The 15068-nt window shown below is 45.7% G+C and carries 14 protein-coding genes and 1 other annotated feature; all 14 genes read right to left on the reverse strand.

The window, feature by feature from the left end; all coding sequences use genetic code 11:
* Nucleotides 1-4: 4 nt before the first annotated feature.
* On the reverse strand, nt 5-2773 hold the full coding sequence (ileS, locus tag ATL39_RS05615) for an isoleucine--tRNA ligase (RefSeq protein WP_120192315.1): 2769 nt from the start codon (nt 2771-2773) through the stop codon (nt 5-7).
* A gap of 93 nt (nt 2774-2866) precedes the next feature.
* Nucleotides 2867-3083: a binding site (T-box leader), on the reverse strand.
* Between the two features lie 36 nt (nt 3084-3119).
* Entirely contained in the window at nt 3120-3617 is a 498-nt protein-coding gene (locus ATL39_RS05620; protein ID WP_120192316.1) for a DivIVA domain-containing protein, read from the reverse strand.
* Between the two features lie 21 nt (nt 3618-3638).
* Entirely contained in the window at nt 3639-4418 is a 780-nt protein-coding gene (locus tag ATL39_RS05625; protein WP_120192317.1) for a YlmH family RNA-binding protein, read from the reverse strand.
* An 11-nt stretch (nt 4419-4429) separates the two neighbouring features.
* On the reverse strand, nt 4430-4684 hold the full coding sequence (locus ATL39_RS05630) for a YggT family protein (protein ID WP_120192318.1): 255 nt from the start codon (nt 4682-4684) through the stop codon (nt 4430-4432).
* Nucleotides 4685-4696: 12 nt separating this feature from the next.
* Complete coding sequence (locus ATL39_RS05635; protein WP_120192319.1) at nt 4697-5131, reverse strand: cell division protein SepF; 435 nt, start codon at nt 5129-5131, stop codon at nt 4697-4699.
* 35 nt (nt 5132-5166) lie between these two features.
* Complete coding sequence (locus tag ATL39_RS05640) at nt 5167-5859, reverse strand: YggS family pyridoxal phosphate-dependent enzyme (protein ID WP_245960926.1); 693 nt, start codon at nt 5857-5859, stop codon at nt 5167-5169.
* Between the two features lie 16 nt (nt 5860-5875).
* Nucleotides 5876-6712, reverse strand: coding sequence for a peptidoglycan editing factor PgeF (pgeF, locus tag ATL39_RS05645; RefSeq protein WP_120192321.1), 837 nt, complete (start codon nt 6710-6712; stop codon nt 5876-5878).
* Nucleotides 6713-6783: 71 nt separating this feature from the next.
* Nucleotides 6784-7983: a cell division protein FtsZ gene (ftsZ, locus tag ATL39_RS05650; RefSeq protein ID WP_120192322.1), complete on the reverse strand. Its 1200-nt coding sequence runs from the start codon at nt 7981-7983 to the stop codon at nt 6784-6786.
* Between the two features lie 38 nt (nt 7984-8021).
* The gene (gene ftsA / locus ATL39_RS05655) at nt 8022-9353 is read right to left on the reverse strand and encodes a cell division protein FtsA (RefSeq protein ID WP_120192323.1); all 1332 of its coding nucleotides are present in this window, start codon (nt 9351-9353) and stop codon (nt 8022-8024) included.
* 230 nt (nt 9354-9583) lie between these two features.
* Nucleotides 9584-10591, reverse strand: coding sequence for a cell division protein FtsQ/DivIB (locus ATL39_RS05660; protein ID WP_170146844.1), 1008 nt, complete (start codon nt 10589-10591; stop codon nt 9584-9586).
* Between the two features lie 58 nt (nt 10592-10649).
* Nucleotides 10650-11564: a UDP-N-acetylmuramate dehydrogenase gene (gene murB, locus ATL39_RS05665; RefSeq protein WP_120192325.1), complete on the reverse strand. Its 915-nt coding sequence runs from the start codon at nt 11562-11564 to the stop codon at nt 10650-10652.
* A gap of 16 nt (nt 11565-11580) precedes the next feature.
* Nucleotides 11581-12681, reverse strand: coding sequence for an undecaprenyldiphospho-muramoylpentapeptide beta-N-acetylglucosaminyltransferase (murG, locus tag ATL39_RS05670; protein ID WP_120192326.1), 1101 nt, complete (start codon nt 12679-12681; stop codon nt 11581-11583).
* Nucleotides 12682-12721: 40 nt separating this feature from the next.
* The gene (gene murD / locus ATL39_RS05675) at nt 12722-14077 is read right to left on the reverse strand and encodes a UDP-N-acetylmuramoyl-L-alanine--D-glutamate ligase (RefSeq protein WP_120192327.1); all 1356 of its coding nucleotides are present in this window, start codon (nt 14075-14077) and stop codon (nt 12722-12724) included.
* The gene (gene mraY / locus ATL39_RS05680; RefSeq protein ID WP_147419336.1) at nt 14077-15048 is read right to left on the reverse strand and encodes a phospho-N-acetylmuramoyl-pentapeptide-transferase; all 972 of its coding nucleotides are present in this window, start codon (nt 15046-15048) and stop codon (nt 14077-14079) included. Before mraY ends, murD begins: the two co-directional genes overlap by 1 nt.
* Between the last annotated feature and the right edge of the window lie 20 nt (nt 15049-15068).

Consider the following 15068-nt stretch of genomic DNA (forward strand, 5'->3'; position numbering starts at 1 on the left):
TTTATTATACTTCCGAATAATGTTCTTTAACAATCGTGCTGCATTTGCTGCAAAGTGTAGGGTGGTCTTTATCTTCCCCTACCGTTTCTGAAACCGTCCAGCAGCGCTCACATGTGTCGCCGTCTGCTGCCTGAACCGTAATAGCAAGAGACTGATATACATCAGCTTCCGGCGGCGCCTCTTCCTTTTCCCCAGCAATTTCTGCTTTGGAAACGATAAATAACTTTTCGAGATCGTCCGTATCTTCCAGAAGTGATTTCAGCTCCGGTACAGGATACAGCTTAATGGATGCTGTTAACGATTTGCCAATAAGCTTTTCGGCTCGTGCCTGCTCGAGCGTTTTTAACACGTCATCACGCACGTCCATCATTGTATTCCATTTTTTCTTTAACGCCTGATAGCTTTCTGTACTTAACGCTTCCGGCATGTCCGTTAAGTGGACGCTTTCTGCGGATGTTTCCGGAATGTAGGTCCATGCTTCCTCTGCCGTATGTGGAATAATTGGTGCAGCAAGACGAGTCAGGGCAAGAAGCGTGTCATAAATAACCGTCTGAATGGCCCGGCGCTTTTTGCTGTCGGCCGCTTCAATATACAGAGTATCCTTCGCACTGTCCATATAAAAGGAGCTGAGCTCTACCGTGCAGTAGTTATGAATAGCATGGTAAACCGCTGCAAACTGGTACTCTTCATAGCCCTTTGTTACTTTAGCAATAAGGTCCTGAAGCTTCACATGCATAAACAAATCGAGCTCAGGAAGGTCATCTACAGCTACGCGGTCCTCTGCAGGATTAAAGTCATTCAGGTTACCGAGCATAAAGCGGAACGTATTTCTGATTTTGCGGTACACCTCGGCTACCTGCTTTAGAATATCGTCGGAAATACGCACATCTGCCTGATAATCTACGCTTGATACCCAAAGACGAAGAATGTCAGCACCGAGCTGCTTCATGACGTCATTTGGAATAACGGTGTTGCCGATCGACTTACTCATTTTATGGCCTTTTCCGTCTAACGCAAATCCGTGGCTGATTACTGCTTTATAAGGTGATTTACCAGTTACAGCAACGCTTGTGGAAAGCGAGGAGTTGAACCAGCCTCTATATTGATCGGAACCTTCAAGATAAACATCGGCCGGACGCTGCAGTTCTTCCCGCTCTTCGAGCACCGCCTGGTGGGAGGAGCCGCTGTCAAACCATACGTCCATAATATCTGTTTCTCTCGTAAACGTGCCGTTCGGGCTCTGTTCGGACTGATATCCTTCGGGCAGAAGGTCTTTTGTGTCCCATTCAAACCAGATGTTGGAACCATGCTTTCTAAATAAATCCGATACGTGGGAAATCGTTTCGTCTGTCACAATTTCCACACCATCTTCTCCGTAAAACACGGGAATTGGAACGCCCCACGCCCGCTGTCTGGAAATACACCAGTCCCCGCGGTCACGAACCATATTAAATAGTCTTGTTTCTCCCCACTCAGGAAGCCACGTTACATTTTTTACTTCTTCGAGCAGTTGTTCCCTAAAGTCTTTAATGGAAGCGAACCACTGAGCAGTAGCCCGGAAAATAACCGGTTTTTTCGTACGCCAGTCATGCGGATAGGAGTGCTTGATAAACTGCAGTTTTTCCAGCGCATTTAATTCCTCAAGCTTTTGAGTGATCTGCTTGTTTGCTTCATCATAGAAAAGTCCTTCAAAACCGGGCGCCTCATCCGTGAAATACCCTTTATCATCTACTGGACAGAGAACTTCCAGGCCATACTGCTGACCTACTACATAGTCATCCTCCCCGTGTCCGGGCGCTGTATGGACACAGCCTGTACCAGCATCCAGCGTTACATGATCGCCCAGAATAACAAGAGAGTCCCTTCCATAAATAGGGTGGCTTGTCATTACATGCTCAAGCTCTTCTCCTTTAAACGTGCGGAGCGTTTCGGCTTCTTCCCATTCCAGTTCGGTTTTCAGCTGCTCCAGCAGGCCTTCTGCCACGATATATTTTTTATCATTGTGCCTGACCGATACATACGTCAGCTCCGGATGAACGGCAATCGCAAGGTTTGCCGGGATTGTCCAGGGAGTCGTGGTCCAGATAAGAAATTTTTCGTCCCCGTCCAGAATATTTTTGCCGTCTTTTACATCAAACGTGACATAAATAGATGGTGATTTTTTATCATGGTATTCAATTTCCGCTTCGGCCAGAGCTGATTCGGAAGAAGGTGACCAATAGACCGGCTTTTTGCCTTTATAGATATACCCACGCTTGGCCATTTCTCCAAATACTTTAATCTGCTGGGCTTCGTAGTCATTAGTGAGCGTAATATACGGGTTATCCCAGTCTCCGCGCACGCCGAGTCTTTTAAACTGCTCGCGCTGGCGGTCCACCTGCTTTAACGCGTAGTCTTCACAGGCCTGGCGGAATTCTGCCACCGACATTTTCTTCCGGTTTACTTTTTTGTTTTTTGTTAATGCCGTTTCAATCGGAAGACCGTGGGTATCCCAGCCCGGCACATACGGTGCATGAAACCCGGACATGGATTTGTAGCGGACGATGAAATCCTTTAATACTTTATTCAGGGCATGACCCATATGGATATCTCCGTTGGCATACGGCGGTCCATCATGGAGCACAAACAGCGGACGTCCGGCTGTGCGTTCCTGTACTTTTTGGTACATATCTTCGCTTTCCCATTCTTTTTGTCTTTCCGGCTCCCGGTTCGGCAGATTGCCGCGCATTGGAAACGCCGTTTTCGGCATGAGAAGTGTTTCTTTGTAACTCATTTTATTTCCCCCATTCATTTACTTGTAAGCTCTTTTTAAAAGTTTCAATATACGGATACATCATCCAGACACACAAAAAAGCCCTCTCGATCCGATAGGGACGAGAAGGCTCGCGGTACCACCCTAATAGCTGAAAAAACACAGCCACTTTGGGTTTGTATAACGGTAAACAACCGCCGGTACCTACTTTTATTTCAGTATCGGAACTACAGGGTGATGTCTTTACCTGCCATTGTACTGTGCTTTCACCATGTCACAGCTCGCTGTTCAGACGGCGTACGATAAAGTATGTCCCTGTCTTCGTTTTTTAATATGTTGTGTAGAAAGTATAATTCAGAAAATCCGGTTAGTCAATATTTCGATCCGTCTCTGCTGCAGGCGTTTCCTTCGCAATATCTTCCCATTCTTCGCTATGTAAGAGATTCATCTGGGCTTCGACAAGCATTTTAAACCTCATCCGGTAGACGCTGGCCTGCTTTTTTAACTCCTGCATTTCCAATTCCATTTTCTTTGTACGGCTTAATGCGTCGTTAATCAGACGATCAGCGTTTTTCTCCGCTTCCTGAATAATCAGCTGGGATTCTTTATTGGAGCTTTTTCTTACTTCTTCTGCCGTTTCCTGGGAAACCATAATCGACTTATTCAGCGTATCTTCAATAGCTGAGAAGTGTTCTACACGTTCTTCCAGATCTTCTGCTTTTGTCTGCCATTCGTTTTTTTCACGGATAGCAGCTTCAAAATCTTTAATTACCTGATCCAAAAACTCATTAACCTCATCTTCATCATAGCCGCGGAATCCTTTTGTAAACTCTTTATTATGGATATCTAAAGGAGTAATTGGCACTGGCTTCACCTCTGCTGTTGTTTATTGGTCTTTCTTTTTTCCGTACTGTAAACGGTAACGTCCTTTTTTCGTTAATCCTTCATTACTTAAAATTTTCCGCCGTCCCATGCCCCGCACGGACACATAATCGCCGGGGGCAACCTGGTAAGCCGGCTGGGTAATGGTCTTCCAGTTCACTTTTACCTTTTCTTTTTCAATATAAGGGAGCGCTTTGCTTCTGGAAACGCCGTACATTTCAGCAATAAGGACATCAAGCCGGAAAGAAGTAATCGTGGAGCTTACTTCCTCCCAGCTTTCCTCTGCTTCCAAAGCATCCTGCAGCGGCTTTCTCTCGACCTGCACCGGTGCATTACCGGCTTTAGTCAAGTTCATTTCCAGGTACAGGCTGACTTCTTCGCTTACCACACAGTGAAAAAACCCTTCACCGGCTATAATATCCCCATATTTTTCTCTTTTAATGCCAAGACCCGTCAACGTCCCCAGTATATCGGGGTGGCGGAGGGTTACAAACTTGGCGGGATAGGAAAGTTCGTATAAAGCTAAATGAAACGACTCTTCTGTTATTTCTTCATAAAAAGGATAGATACAGGCTCTTCTTCGTTCAGCCCCATTGGCTCCTCCATGAAACTGAAAACGTACGGTTTCATCTTTACCGATGATCATCGCGAGCAGGTCCTGTTCGCGCGGATCGAGAAAATCTGTCAGCTTGGTTTCATAATACGTTTCTACTGCCTGCTTCCAATCCCTCACCTGCTCGATGAAGGGGTGTTCTTCTTTTCGAAAATGCTCAGAATAGTCCATAGATGCTCCTTTTACATAAATAACGCAGCAACGCCGCGGCTTGCCATATTTAATACGAGCAGAGCCACTAGTGGAGAAATATCAAACATACCAAGCGGTGGAATCACGCGTCGGAACGGCTCGAGAAAAGGTTCCACGATGGATCCGATAAACTGGCCGATGGATGTTTCCCTGGCATTGGGAAACCAAGACATAAGAATATAAGCGAGTACGATAAATGAATAGATCTGCATTCCTGCAGCTAAAATTGCTCCAATTTGCGCCATTATTTCTCTCCTTTAAGGTTGTTCCTGATTGTGTTCATACAGTGCTTCGGAAATGGCACCGGATACATCAATATTGTCCGGAGTGCATAAAAATATATTTTCACCGACTTTTTGAATGTCTCCGCCTATAGCATAAACAGTGCCGCTGAGAAAATCAACAATCCGCTTTGCCTGGTCGTGCTGAAGGCGCTGCAAATTAATAATAACAGATTTTCTATTTTTTAAATGATCTGCAATATCCTGTGCCTCTTCATAGGTTCTGGGCTCGACCAATATCATTTTTGCTGATTGCTGAAGACTTTGCAGACTGACAACATTGGACTTTTCTTTTGCAGGCGGTGCCGGATCGGGAACCGGATCCTCTTCGTATTTTATAAGCGGGTCCCTGTCCTCGACCGTGCCGTCTTCTAATTCAAAAAAACGCTTAAAGTTTTTTTTGAAACCCATGGATTTTCCTCCTGCCTTTAATAGTATGATGCCTCTCAGGCGTTCGTTTCATTACCTACAAGACTTGTTCCAAGTCTAATATACGTTGCGCCTTCTTCGATTGCAATAGCATAATCATTGGACATCCCCATTGACAGCTCTTCACAGGGAGCGTTCGGCTGGCCGAGCGCCCGCACACGATCTCTCAGCTCTCTCAGCTCACGGAACAAGCCCCTTGTTTTTTCCGGTTCTTCTTCATACGGTGCCATTGTCATCAGTCCTACCACTTCAATAGCAGAAAAGCCTTCAAGACGTTGGATAAACGGAATGACTTCTGCAGCATCCAGGCCTGCTTTGGAAGCTTCACCGGACACGTTTACCTGCACAAAGCATTTTACTTTATTTCCATCCTCCAGCCTTTTTTCCAGCTCTTCTGCTAATGACATACGATCCAATGAGTGAATATATTCATATTTGCCGATAATTTTTTTCGCTTTTTTGGATTGAAGCTGACCGATAAAATGAAAAGATGCTTTATCCTGAAGCTTTTCCCATTTATCCAGTGCCCCTTCTATCCTATTCTCTCCAAGATGGGAAATTCCTGCTTCAATAGCACGTTCGGCTGTTTCCATCGACACATATTTTGTTACAGCGATAATATGAACCTCATCTTCCCGGCGTCCGGCTCTGCTGCATGCTTCTGCGACTGTCTGTTTAATGCCTGCCAGATTTTCCTCTACATCTCCCAACGTGCTGTTCCCCTTTCTAATCTGCATTTTTACCGATAAAGCTCATCATCCGCCCGCTCTTACCTTTATCCCGGCGGTGTGAAAAAAATAACTGCTCCTGCTCAAATGAACAATAGGAAGTAGCTTCAATTTGCGCTGCAGGTATCCCCGCCTGTTCTAGAAGCAGACGGTTCACTGCTTTCATATCCAGCTGATACCCCCCGCTGCTGTTCTTAGTCCAGGGCGCGGCAGCTGAAGAACCCAGTACCTGTTTCATTGCATTTATAACGGTGTCATCCACTTCATAATGCTGCTGTGAAATACAAGGACCGATCACAGCGTATATTTTTTCCGGAGCGATACCTTCTTCTTTTTCCCAAGTTTCAATCATCCGCGCTCCTATATTTAGAGCGGTTCCTTTCCAGCCTGCATGGGCCAGTCCGACCAGCCCGCTGCGCGGTGCGTGAAAATATAATGGCACACAGTCTGCATAGAAGCTCACCAGCGTTACATCGGCAGAGCTGGTATACATGCCATCTGCTTCGCCTACCCGGCTTTCTCGCGTCAAAGCCCCTTTTCCGGCGTCATCCCTGACAGCATGTATAATGTCTGCTTTGTGCACCTGCTCGGCTGCTGTCCATGTGGAAAGCGGCCTGCCCGCCTCAGCCGCGACCATTTTTCGGTTTTCGACAACGTTATCAGCTTCGTCTCCAACGTGAAAGGCCATATTATTGCTCGAAAAAGGAGCCGGGCTGTGACCGCCGGATCTTATCGTAAATCCGGCTGTTATATTTCCCGGTGCCGAAAACGAAGGGGAAGTAAGGGTCAAAAACGAGCTCGCGGATTGTGTAAAAGGTTCCCTGCTGGCTGACATGTATAATTCTCCTTTTTAATAAGCCATTCTTGAAAAAAGCCGGACGCGTTGAACACGTCCGGCTTAAGAATTTATTTTTTCTTACGGCGGTTTCTAAGGAATGCCGGAATATCAAGTGCATCTGATTCTTCTTCAGCTGGAGAATGAGATTCTCTTTCTCTTGGCTGCTCTGTATACTCGTCATCACGTCCGGCACCCGGCGGCGGAGTCTGACGGCTTCTCGCTGGAGCCGGCTGGCTGTACTGCTGGCTTCTTCTTGGAGAAGCACTCGGCTGCTGGCTCTGTCCTCTTGGATTCACCCGTGCACGTTTATCTTCATTATCTTCAAACCCTGTAGCAATAACCGTTACAACTATTTCGTCCTGAAGGTTTTCGTTAATAACCGAACCGAAGATCATATTAACTTCAAGATCAGAGGCTTCAGAAACAATTTCTGCTGCTTCATGTACTTCAAACAGGCTTAAGTTCGCTCCGCCTGTAATATTCATGAGAACACCCTGTGCCCCATTAACAGACGTTTCAAGAAGCGGGCTTGAAATTGCTTTTTTAGCGGCTTCAGCTGCCCGGTTTTCGCCGGTAGCAATACCGATTCCCATGAGAGCAGAACCTTTTTCACTCATAATTGTTTTAACGTCGGCAAAGTCCAGGTTAATCAGTCCCGGTACTGCGATTAAGTCAGAGATACCCTGTACACCCTGGCGGAGTACGTTATCAGCTTCCTGGAATGCTTCAAGCATCGGCGTGCTCTTGTCTACAATTTCAAGCAGACGATCGTTTGGAATGACAATCAATGTATCTACTTTCTCTTTTAAAGATATAATTCCGTTTGCTGCCTGGCTGGAACGCTTTCTGCCTTCGAATGTAAACGGACGTGTTACAACGCCTACTGTAAGGGCGCCGATTTCTTTAGCAATTTCTGCGATAACGGGAGCAGCACCTGTTCCTGTACCGCCTCCCATACCTGCAGTGATAAATACCATATCAGCACCCATAAGCGCCTCTTCGATCTGCTCTTTGCTTTCCTCAGCAGCTTTTTTACCGATCTCAGGATTAGCTCCTGCTCCAAGACCGCGGGTAAGCTTTCCGCCAAGCTGAAGCTTTGTTTCAGCCTGGGAGAGCTGAAGTGCCTGGGCGTCTGTGTTAACAGAAATAAACTCTACACCCTGTAGTCCGTTTTCAATCATGCGGTTAACCGCATTGGAACCGCCGCCCCCTACTCCGATAACCTTAATCTGTGCGAGCTGGTCCATATCCATTTCAAATTCTAACATCAATGATCCTCCTAGTTTATCAATTCTGACCCGTTCTTTTATTCAAAAAACACTTTGAAGAAATTCTTCACTTTGCTTTTTACTGTAGGCTGATCAGACTGATTAGATTGATTTTCTTTTTCGCGCTGTTCCCTGAGTTCTTTACGGTCTTTCTTAGGCTTTGCATCTGCCGGCGGAAGAGGCGCTGCCTGAAAAGACTGCTCTTCCGAAGAAGATGTGACCGCCATTTCCTTATCTTGAATTTTAACATGTTCATGGGCAAATTCAATAAGACCAATCGCAGTTGTATAAATAGGCTCTCTGACGCCGATATAGTCAGGTACTGTCATGCGTACGTTTTGGCGCAGGACATCCTCTGCGAGATCAAGCGTTCCCGGTATCATTACAGAGCCGCCTGTAAAGATATATCCGCCGGGCAGGTCGGAATAGCCCATACGGTAAATTTCTTCATGCACAAGCTCAAAAATCTCTTCCAGCCTTGGCTCGATAATCTGTGCAATTTCATATTGGGAATAATCTTCAGAATGGTCATTTCCCATCGTATTCATGCTGAATGTTACATCTTCGGAAGCATCGTCAATAAATGCATAGCCATGATGCCGTTTAATGCGCTCCGCTTCTTCTGAAGTGGTACGCAGGCCGACAGAAATATCATTAGTAATATGATCCCCGCCAATAGACAGCACACGCAGAGCCTGCATCATGCCATCTTTGAATACAGAAATGGTGGTAGACCCGCCACCGATATCAACCATGGCCACACCAAGCGTTTTTTCATCTTTGGAAAGAGCAAAATCACCGGCTGCTAAAGGCTGAAGACACAGCGCTTCTATTTCCAGTCCCGCTCTTTCTACACAACGCAGCAGGTTATGTAAAGTTGTTTTGGCACCGGTAATAAGCGTAGCTTCCACTTCGAGGCGTACACCCATCATTCCCCGTGGATCTGTGATTCCCTCTAATCCATCTACAATGAACTGTGTCGGGATCGTATCTACAATTTCTCTTTCAGGAGGAATGGAGAGGACCTGAGCTGCATCCATAACCCGGTCTATATCTTCATCGCGGATTTCACGGTCAGAGCTCGATACAGCCACTACTCCGCTGCATGGTTTCATTTCAATATGATTGCCGTTCACTCCGAGAATAACGCGGGTAATAGAAAGGCCTACCATGCGCTCTGCTTTTTGAATCGCTTCTCTAATAGAATGAACTGTTTCATCTATATCGACAATAGCTCCTCGCTTCATTCCTCTGGAAGGTGCGGTTCCTACACCGATCACCTGTAAAGATTTGCCTGACATCTCCCCAATAATTACTTTAACGGCAGATGTACCAATATCTAAACTTACATAAATATCTTCATTATTCACTAGTCGGCACCTCCTATGCTAACACCCAAGTCTCTGTTTTAGATTCCGAGTTGTTTACTCTATTTATATTACATGAGCAACACGCTGTTGTGGTATCTTAACAGAAAATTATTTACTTTTTTTAATGAGATCACTTTTTACTATAGAATGGAAAGGTTATTTACACTTATAACGTCTAGTTTACATGAATTATGCTCAGCAGAAAAGAGCACGTTGAATTAAATTCACTGTTATTCTTCATTAACCGGGGTGGATTCTTCATTTTCCGGTGCTGTTTCCGAAATATCGCCGTTCTCATCAGCAGATTCTTCGGTTTCTTCGGCCGGAACTTCATCCGTCTCAACTTCTACAGGGTCCTCAGCCGGAACTTCTTCTTCAGAAGATTCTGCTGCTTCTCCGGCTTCTTCTGCAGCCGCTTCCTCCGGAGCCCCGTCGTTTCCGCCTTCTTCTGCCGGGAGATCTTCCTCTCCGGTTCCGCTTTCTTCTTCAGCCTCTTCATCGCTTTCAAAATACGGTGTCAGCTTCATATGCAGAACACCCGGGACGCTGCGGTCGACCTCCGCAGAAACAGAGGGATAAGATGCCATGTGTTCAGCAAATCCCGGAATCGTGCTTTCTACTTCAATGCCGTCGTTCATATAAAGCTTTAGTTCATTGGGATCTTCTTCTGTCGGCGAAAAAATTACTTCCGAGATACTGTTTCTAATACCGTCTCCTGCCTTACTCATTTCTTTTGAAAAGCGTTCGAGCTTTTCTTCATCAGAGAACCCGTGCAGAAGCGGGGCATCGCTTGGAATCTGTTCGGAAGGTTTATTACGCAGTACAGCTCCTGTTGTTAATACAGGGATAAACGTGCCTTCTGACATCACATAGCCGACTCGTTCCTGCTCTGTAATATCAATGACTACTCTGCCGGGAAGAGAACGGCTGATGGAGGCTTCCTGGACTTCTTCCAGCTCTTCTATCTCTGCTTCCGCGCTCCCCCGGTCGACGGACCAGATGTTTTCTCCAGTGACGATGCCGCTTGTTTCAATGATGACGTTTTTTTCTGCAATTTGATTTCCTTCTACTTCCACAGCGCGTATATTGCTCAATGGAGACTGGAAATAAATAACCAGACCAATTAAGATCAAAAAGATGGAAAGATATATTACAAAACGCCTGTTCGAACGCTTTCTTCTCTGCTCCTGCAAGGTGGGAATCCGTTCTTCAATCGGCACTACTTTCTTATCAGACACCTTTTTCAACCTCCAATCCTGCCCCGGATACTATGTAAAGAAATCGTGAAAAAACGCATCACCCGCGTCTTTTCACAATTTCTACTTCTGTATTCATTACTACCTGATATTTTTCCCATACAGTATGCTTTACATGTTCGACAATAGCGAGTACATCTTCCGCTTTAGCCTCTCCGGTATTTACAATGAAATTTCCGTGGAGTTCTGAAATCTGCGCTCCGCCATGTACATACCCTTTCAGGCCGGAGGATTCAACCAGCTGCCCGGCGTGATGGGGAAGGGGGTTTCGGAACACACTTCCTGCACACGGCAGATTCCATGGCTGTGTTTCTCTCCTGTAGCTTTTATGTTTTTGCATTTCTGCTACAATGTCTTCTTTTATTCCTTCTTTGAGCTGAAAAACAGCCTGTACGCAGATACCCTTTTCCTTCTGAAGTCTCGATGTGCGATAAGAAAATCCCATATTTTCTGTATCTATCCATTCGAGCCTTCCATCCGGATACAGCACTCTTGCTTTTACAAGAACATCCGCAATTTCTGTGCCGTGGGCGCCGGCATTCATAAAGACAGCTCCCCCTATTGTTCCTGGAATTCCTCCCGCGAATTCAAATCCGGAAAATCCTTTTTTGCTAATAATGGTTGCCAGCTTAATTAATGAATAGCCTGCATCGACAGTTAGTATGCCGGTTTCCTCTTCCAGCTCCATGCCGCTGAGGCGGTTGCCCAGTTTAATAACCGCACCTTCGATCCCTTTATCATCAACTAAAAGGTTGGATCCTCTTCCAATAGCGCGCCAGGGAAGCTTTTGTTCTTTAATTTCTTCCAGAGCTGTTACCAGCCCTTCTACGGAATCCGGCTCGATAAATAAATCCGCCGGTCCGCCTATTTTCCAGGTAGTATGCTTGGATAATGGCTCGTCTTCGGCTACATAGCCTACCTGTTCGTCTTTAAGACGCTGCAATACCTCTTTCATGGAAGTGCTCCTTTCTCTATTTATTTGACTTTATTAATGAATCCATTAGTTTGTATAAGCGGCTGGATGCATCAGGCACACCCAGGCTGAGTGAGGCTTCTTTCATCTCTTTCCATTTGTTTTCTTCTGACAAGATGGATTGTATGTCCTGCATAAGCACTTCACTTGTTACATCTTTTTCTTTACGAAGAACAGCAGCCCCATTCACTTCGAGGGCGAGCGCATTCTTTTCCTGATGGTTGTTCGTGACGTAAGGGCTTGGGATTAAAACGGCGGGCACACCGAGCGCTGTAATCTCTGCGATTGTGGTAGCCCCTGCTCTTGTGACAATCAGGTCCACGTGATGAAGCACGTCCGGCATGTTATGAAGAAAAGGCTGGATGGAAACATTCTCCGGGTTTCCAGCTTCTTGTACCTTTTCCATCACATTATCGTAATGAACGGAGCCGGTAACGTACAGATACTGCCAGTCATGGCCGGCGGTTTCCTTTAATGAGCCAAGAAATGCTTCGTTAATAGGTTTTGCCCCTCTGCTGCCGCCTACAATAAGAACGGTTTTACGGCCGGGCTGAAGACCGAGAGAGGCCAGCGGATTTACCGGGGAATGGTTTGCCACTTCAGATGCCCGGGGATTTCCTACAAACTCCACCTTTTCTGAAGGGAAAAACGAGGCGGCTTCCTGAAAAGCAATGCCGACTTTTTCAGCGTACCTGCTCAAAAATTTGTTGGTTAACCCGGGAACACTGTTTTGTTCGTGGATGATACAAGGAATGTTAAGCTTCGCCCCTGCGTATACGACCGGTCCAGCTACGTAGCCTCCGGTACCGATAACAATGTCTGCTTTAAACTCTTTAATCATTTTTTTTGCTTTGGATGTTCCATTTATAAACCGCCAGATCGTCTTTGCATTATCCAGAGAAAGCTTCCGTTTAAATCCGGTAATTTCAATGGTTTGGAACGGAATGCCCTCCCGGGGCACAATATCGCTCTCCAGGCCTTTTTCTGTTCCGATATATAAAAATTCACTCTCAGGCGCTATTCTTTTTATTTCTTTAACGAGGGCCAGTGCCGGATAAATGTGGCCTCCGGTTCCGCCTCCGGTTATTACTATTCTCATTAAAATACTCCTTTATGCTTCTTCGCTGCCGGAGAAGCCATCACTGCTTTTTTTGTTTGTTCATTTCCTGAATAAAAAGGTCGCCTCTTTGCTCAAACGTTTTGAACTGGTCCCAGCTTGCACAGGCCGGAGAAAGAAGAAGTACATCCCCCGCTTCTGCAACAGCAGCCGCCGCCGCCGTTGCTTCTTCAAGAGTATCTACTATTTTCACTATGTTCAGACCTGCTTTTTCTGCAGTGTCTGCCAGTTTATATTTTGTTTCACCATATGCTACTACTGCTTTAAGACCCGCAAAAGCGGCCTCGAGGCTGTCAAATTCGTTCCCCCTGTCCAGGCCGCCCGCAATCAGGACGACCGGGTCTGAAAAAGCTTCAATAGCCTTTTGGGTGGAAAGAATATTGGTAGCTTTGGAATCGTTATACACCCGAATACCGTTCACATCTCCTACGTACTGAAGCCTATGCTTAATACCCGAGAAGGTTGTTAATACGTTTTCCACTGCTTGACGGTCTACGCCGCTAAGCATAGCAGCTGCTGCCGCTGCAAGCATGTTTTCATGATTATGCCTGCCCGGCAGGGATGCTTTACTCATTTCCATTACGGGCTCGTTTTGAAACATCATCCATCCGTCTTTAATGCAGGCTCCCTCTGACAATATTTCTGTCGTGGAAAAAGGAAACAGCCTCGCGTTCGATTGTTTGGCAAGCGCCGTCACTTCAGGATCGTCCGCGTTATAAAGTGCATATTCTTCCTCGGTCATATTGGCAAACATTTTTCCTTTGGATGCTACATAATCTTCTTTTGAACCATGATAATCCAAATGAGCGTCAAATATGTTTAAAATAATACCGATATTCGGCTGAAAGGCAGGGCTTCCTTTTAATTGAAAACTCGAAACCTCGGTCACCATAAATTCATCCTGCTTTACCTGTTCCGATACTTCACAGGCTACCGTTCCAATATTTCCGGCTAAATAGGACTTCTTTCCACCCTCTACGAGCAATGCATGGAGAAGGCTTGAAGTAGTTGTTTTTCCGTTGGAACCGGTAATAGCTATCATCGTACCTTCGCATAAGCGGCCTGCTATTTCCATTTCTGTAATAATAGGTATATTCAACTCGCCGGCCTTTTCAAACAGCGGCAGATCGTAGCGGATACCTGGATTTTTCACTATTATATCTATTTTTTCTTCAAGGAGGGACAACGGATGCCCTCCGCTGTGAAGGGGAATTCCGAGCTGTTTTAATTCTTTTTCTTCTGTTGAACCTTCAGAAGAAGACCCATTATTTACTATTACATGGGCACCGAGGCGGTGAAGAAGCCTTGCGGCTGACATTCCGCTTTTAGCCAGTCCTACAATTAACACGTGTTTATCTTTATACAGGGATTGCTTCATTATATCAGCACCTCAATTATAATTCCTGCCACAGCCAGAACGAGTCCAGTACTCCAGAACACAGTAACTACTTTCCATTCCGACCAGCCGGACAGTTCAAAATGGTGGTGGATTGGACTCATTTTAAAGATTCGCTTGCCTCTTAATTTAAACGATGCCACCTGGATAATCACGGATAGCGTTTCAATAACAAACACGCCGCCGATAATAACGAGAATCAGCTCAGCTCCAAGCAGAATGGCAATAGCTGCAATCGCCCCGCCAAGCGCAAGAGATCCCGTGTCTCCCATAAATACTTTAGCTGGATGTGCATTAAACACAAGAAACCCTAAGCAGGCGCCCACTATCGCAAAAGAAAAGACAGCAACATCGGATGCACCCTGGATCCATGCCAGAATCGCAAAAGCCAAAAAAGCTACGGCTCCTGTACCTGCTAAAAGACCGTCCAGGCCATCAGTTAAGTTTACAGCATTGGATGCCCCGACCAGCATAAAGATAACCAGGAAAAAGTACATAAAGCCCAGATCAATGCTGAAATTGGTTGCAGGCACCGACACGGATGTACTAAAATCCCCGGAGTAAATAACGATAAAGAAGATCAGCGCTATTACTGCCTGGCCGGCAAGCTTTTGTTTAGATGTCAGACCGAGATTGCGTTTTTTTACAATTTTTATAAAATCATCAAGAAAACCGAGTGTACCAAAACCAATTGTTACTAAAAGCAGTAAAAAAAGTTCGGTACTGAACCCGGTCCATATTGTCATAACAAGCATGGTCAAAATAAGCGAAACAAGAATTACGATGCCGCCCATTGTTGGAGTGCCGCCTTTTTTCATATGGGACTCCGGTCCTTCCTCCCTGATACTCTGCCCGAATTTAAATTTCTTCAGGGCCGGAATAAAAAAGGGAGTAAGAATAATCATAAATACGAAAGCCAGAATGCTGGCTGTTATTACATTGAGCGCCATTATTGGACGTCCTTTCTATTAAA

This window comes from Sinobaca qinghaiensis (genome assembly GCF_003610495.1).
GTDB lineage: Bacteria > Bacillota > Bacilli > Bacillales > Marinococcaceae > Sinobaca > Sinobaca qinghaiensis.

Excerpts from the sequence above, each read along its gene's own strand:
- ileS (WP_120192315.1), bottom strand. The coding sequence starts at position 2,773 with ATGAGTTACAAAGAAACACTTCTCATGCCGAAAACGGCGTTTCCAATG.
- ATL39_RS05625 (WP_120192317.1), bottom strand. The coding sequence starts at position 4,418 with ATGGACTATTCTGAGCATTTTCGAAAAGAAGAACACCCCTTCATCGAG.
- ATL39_RS05630 (WP_120192318.1), bottom strand. The coding sequence starts at position 4,684 with ATGGCGCAAATTGGAGCAATTTTAGCTGCAGGAATGCAGATCTATTCA.
- ATL39_RS05635 (WP_120192319.1), bottom strand. The coding sequence starts at position 5,131 with ATGGGTTTCAAAAAAAACTTTAAGCGTTTTTTTGAATTAGAAGACGGC.
- pgeF (WP_120192321.1), bottom strand. The coding sequence starts at position 6,712 with ATGTCAGCCAGCAGGGAACCTTTTACACAATCCGCGAGCTCGTTTTTG.
- ftsZ (WP_120192322.1), bottom strand. The coding sequence starts at position 7,983 with ATGTTAGAATTTGAAATGGATATGGACCAGCTCGCACAGATTAAGGTT.
- murB (WP_120192325.1), bottom strand. The coding sequence starts at position 11,564 with ATGAAAGAGGTATTGCAGCGTCTTAAAGACGAACAGGTAGGCTATGTA.
- murG (WP_120192326.1), bottom strand. The coding sequence starts at position 12,681 with ATGAGAATAGTAATAACCGGAGGCGGAACCGGAGGCCACATTTATCCG.
- murD (WP_120192327.1), bottom strand. The coding sequence starts at position 14,077 with ATGAAGCAATCCCTGTATAAAGATAAACACGTGTTAATTGTAGGACTG.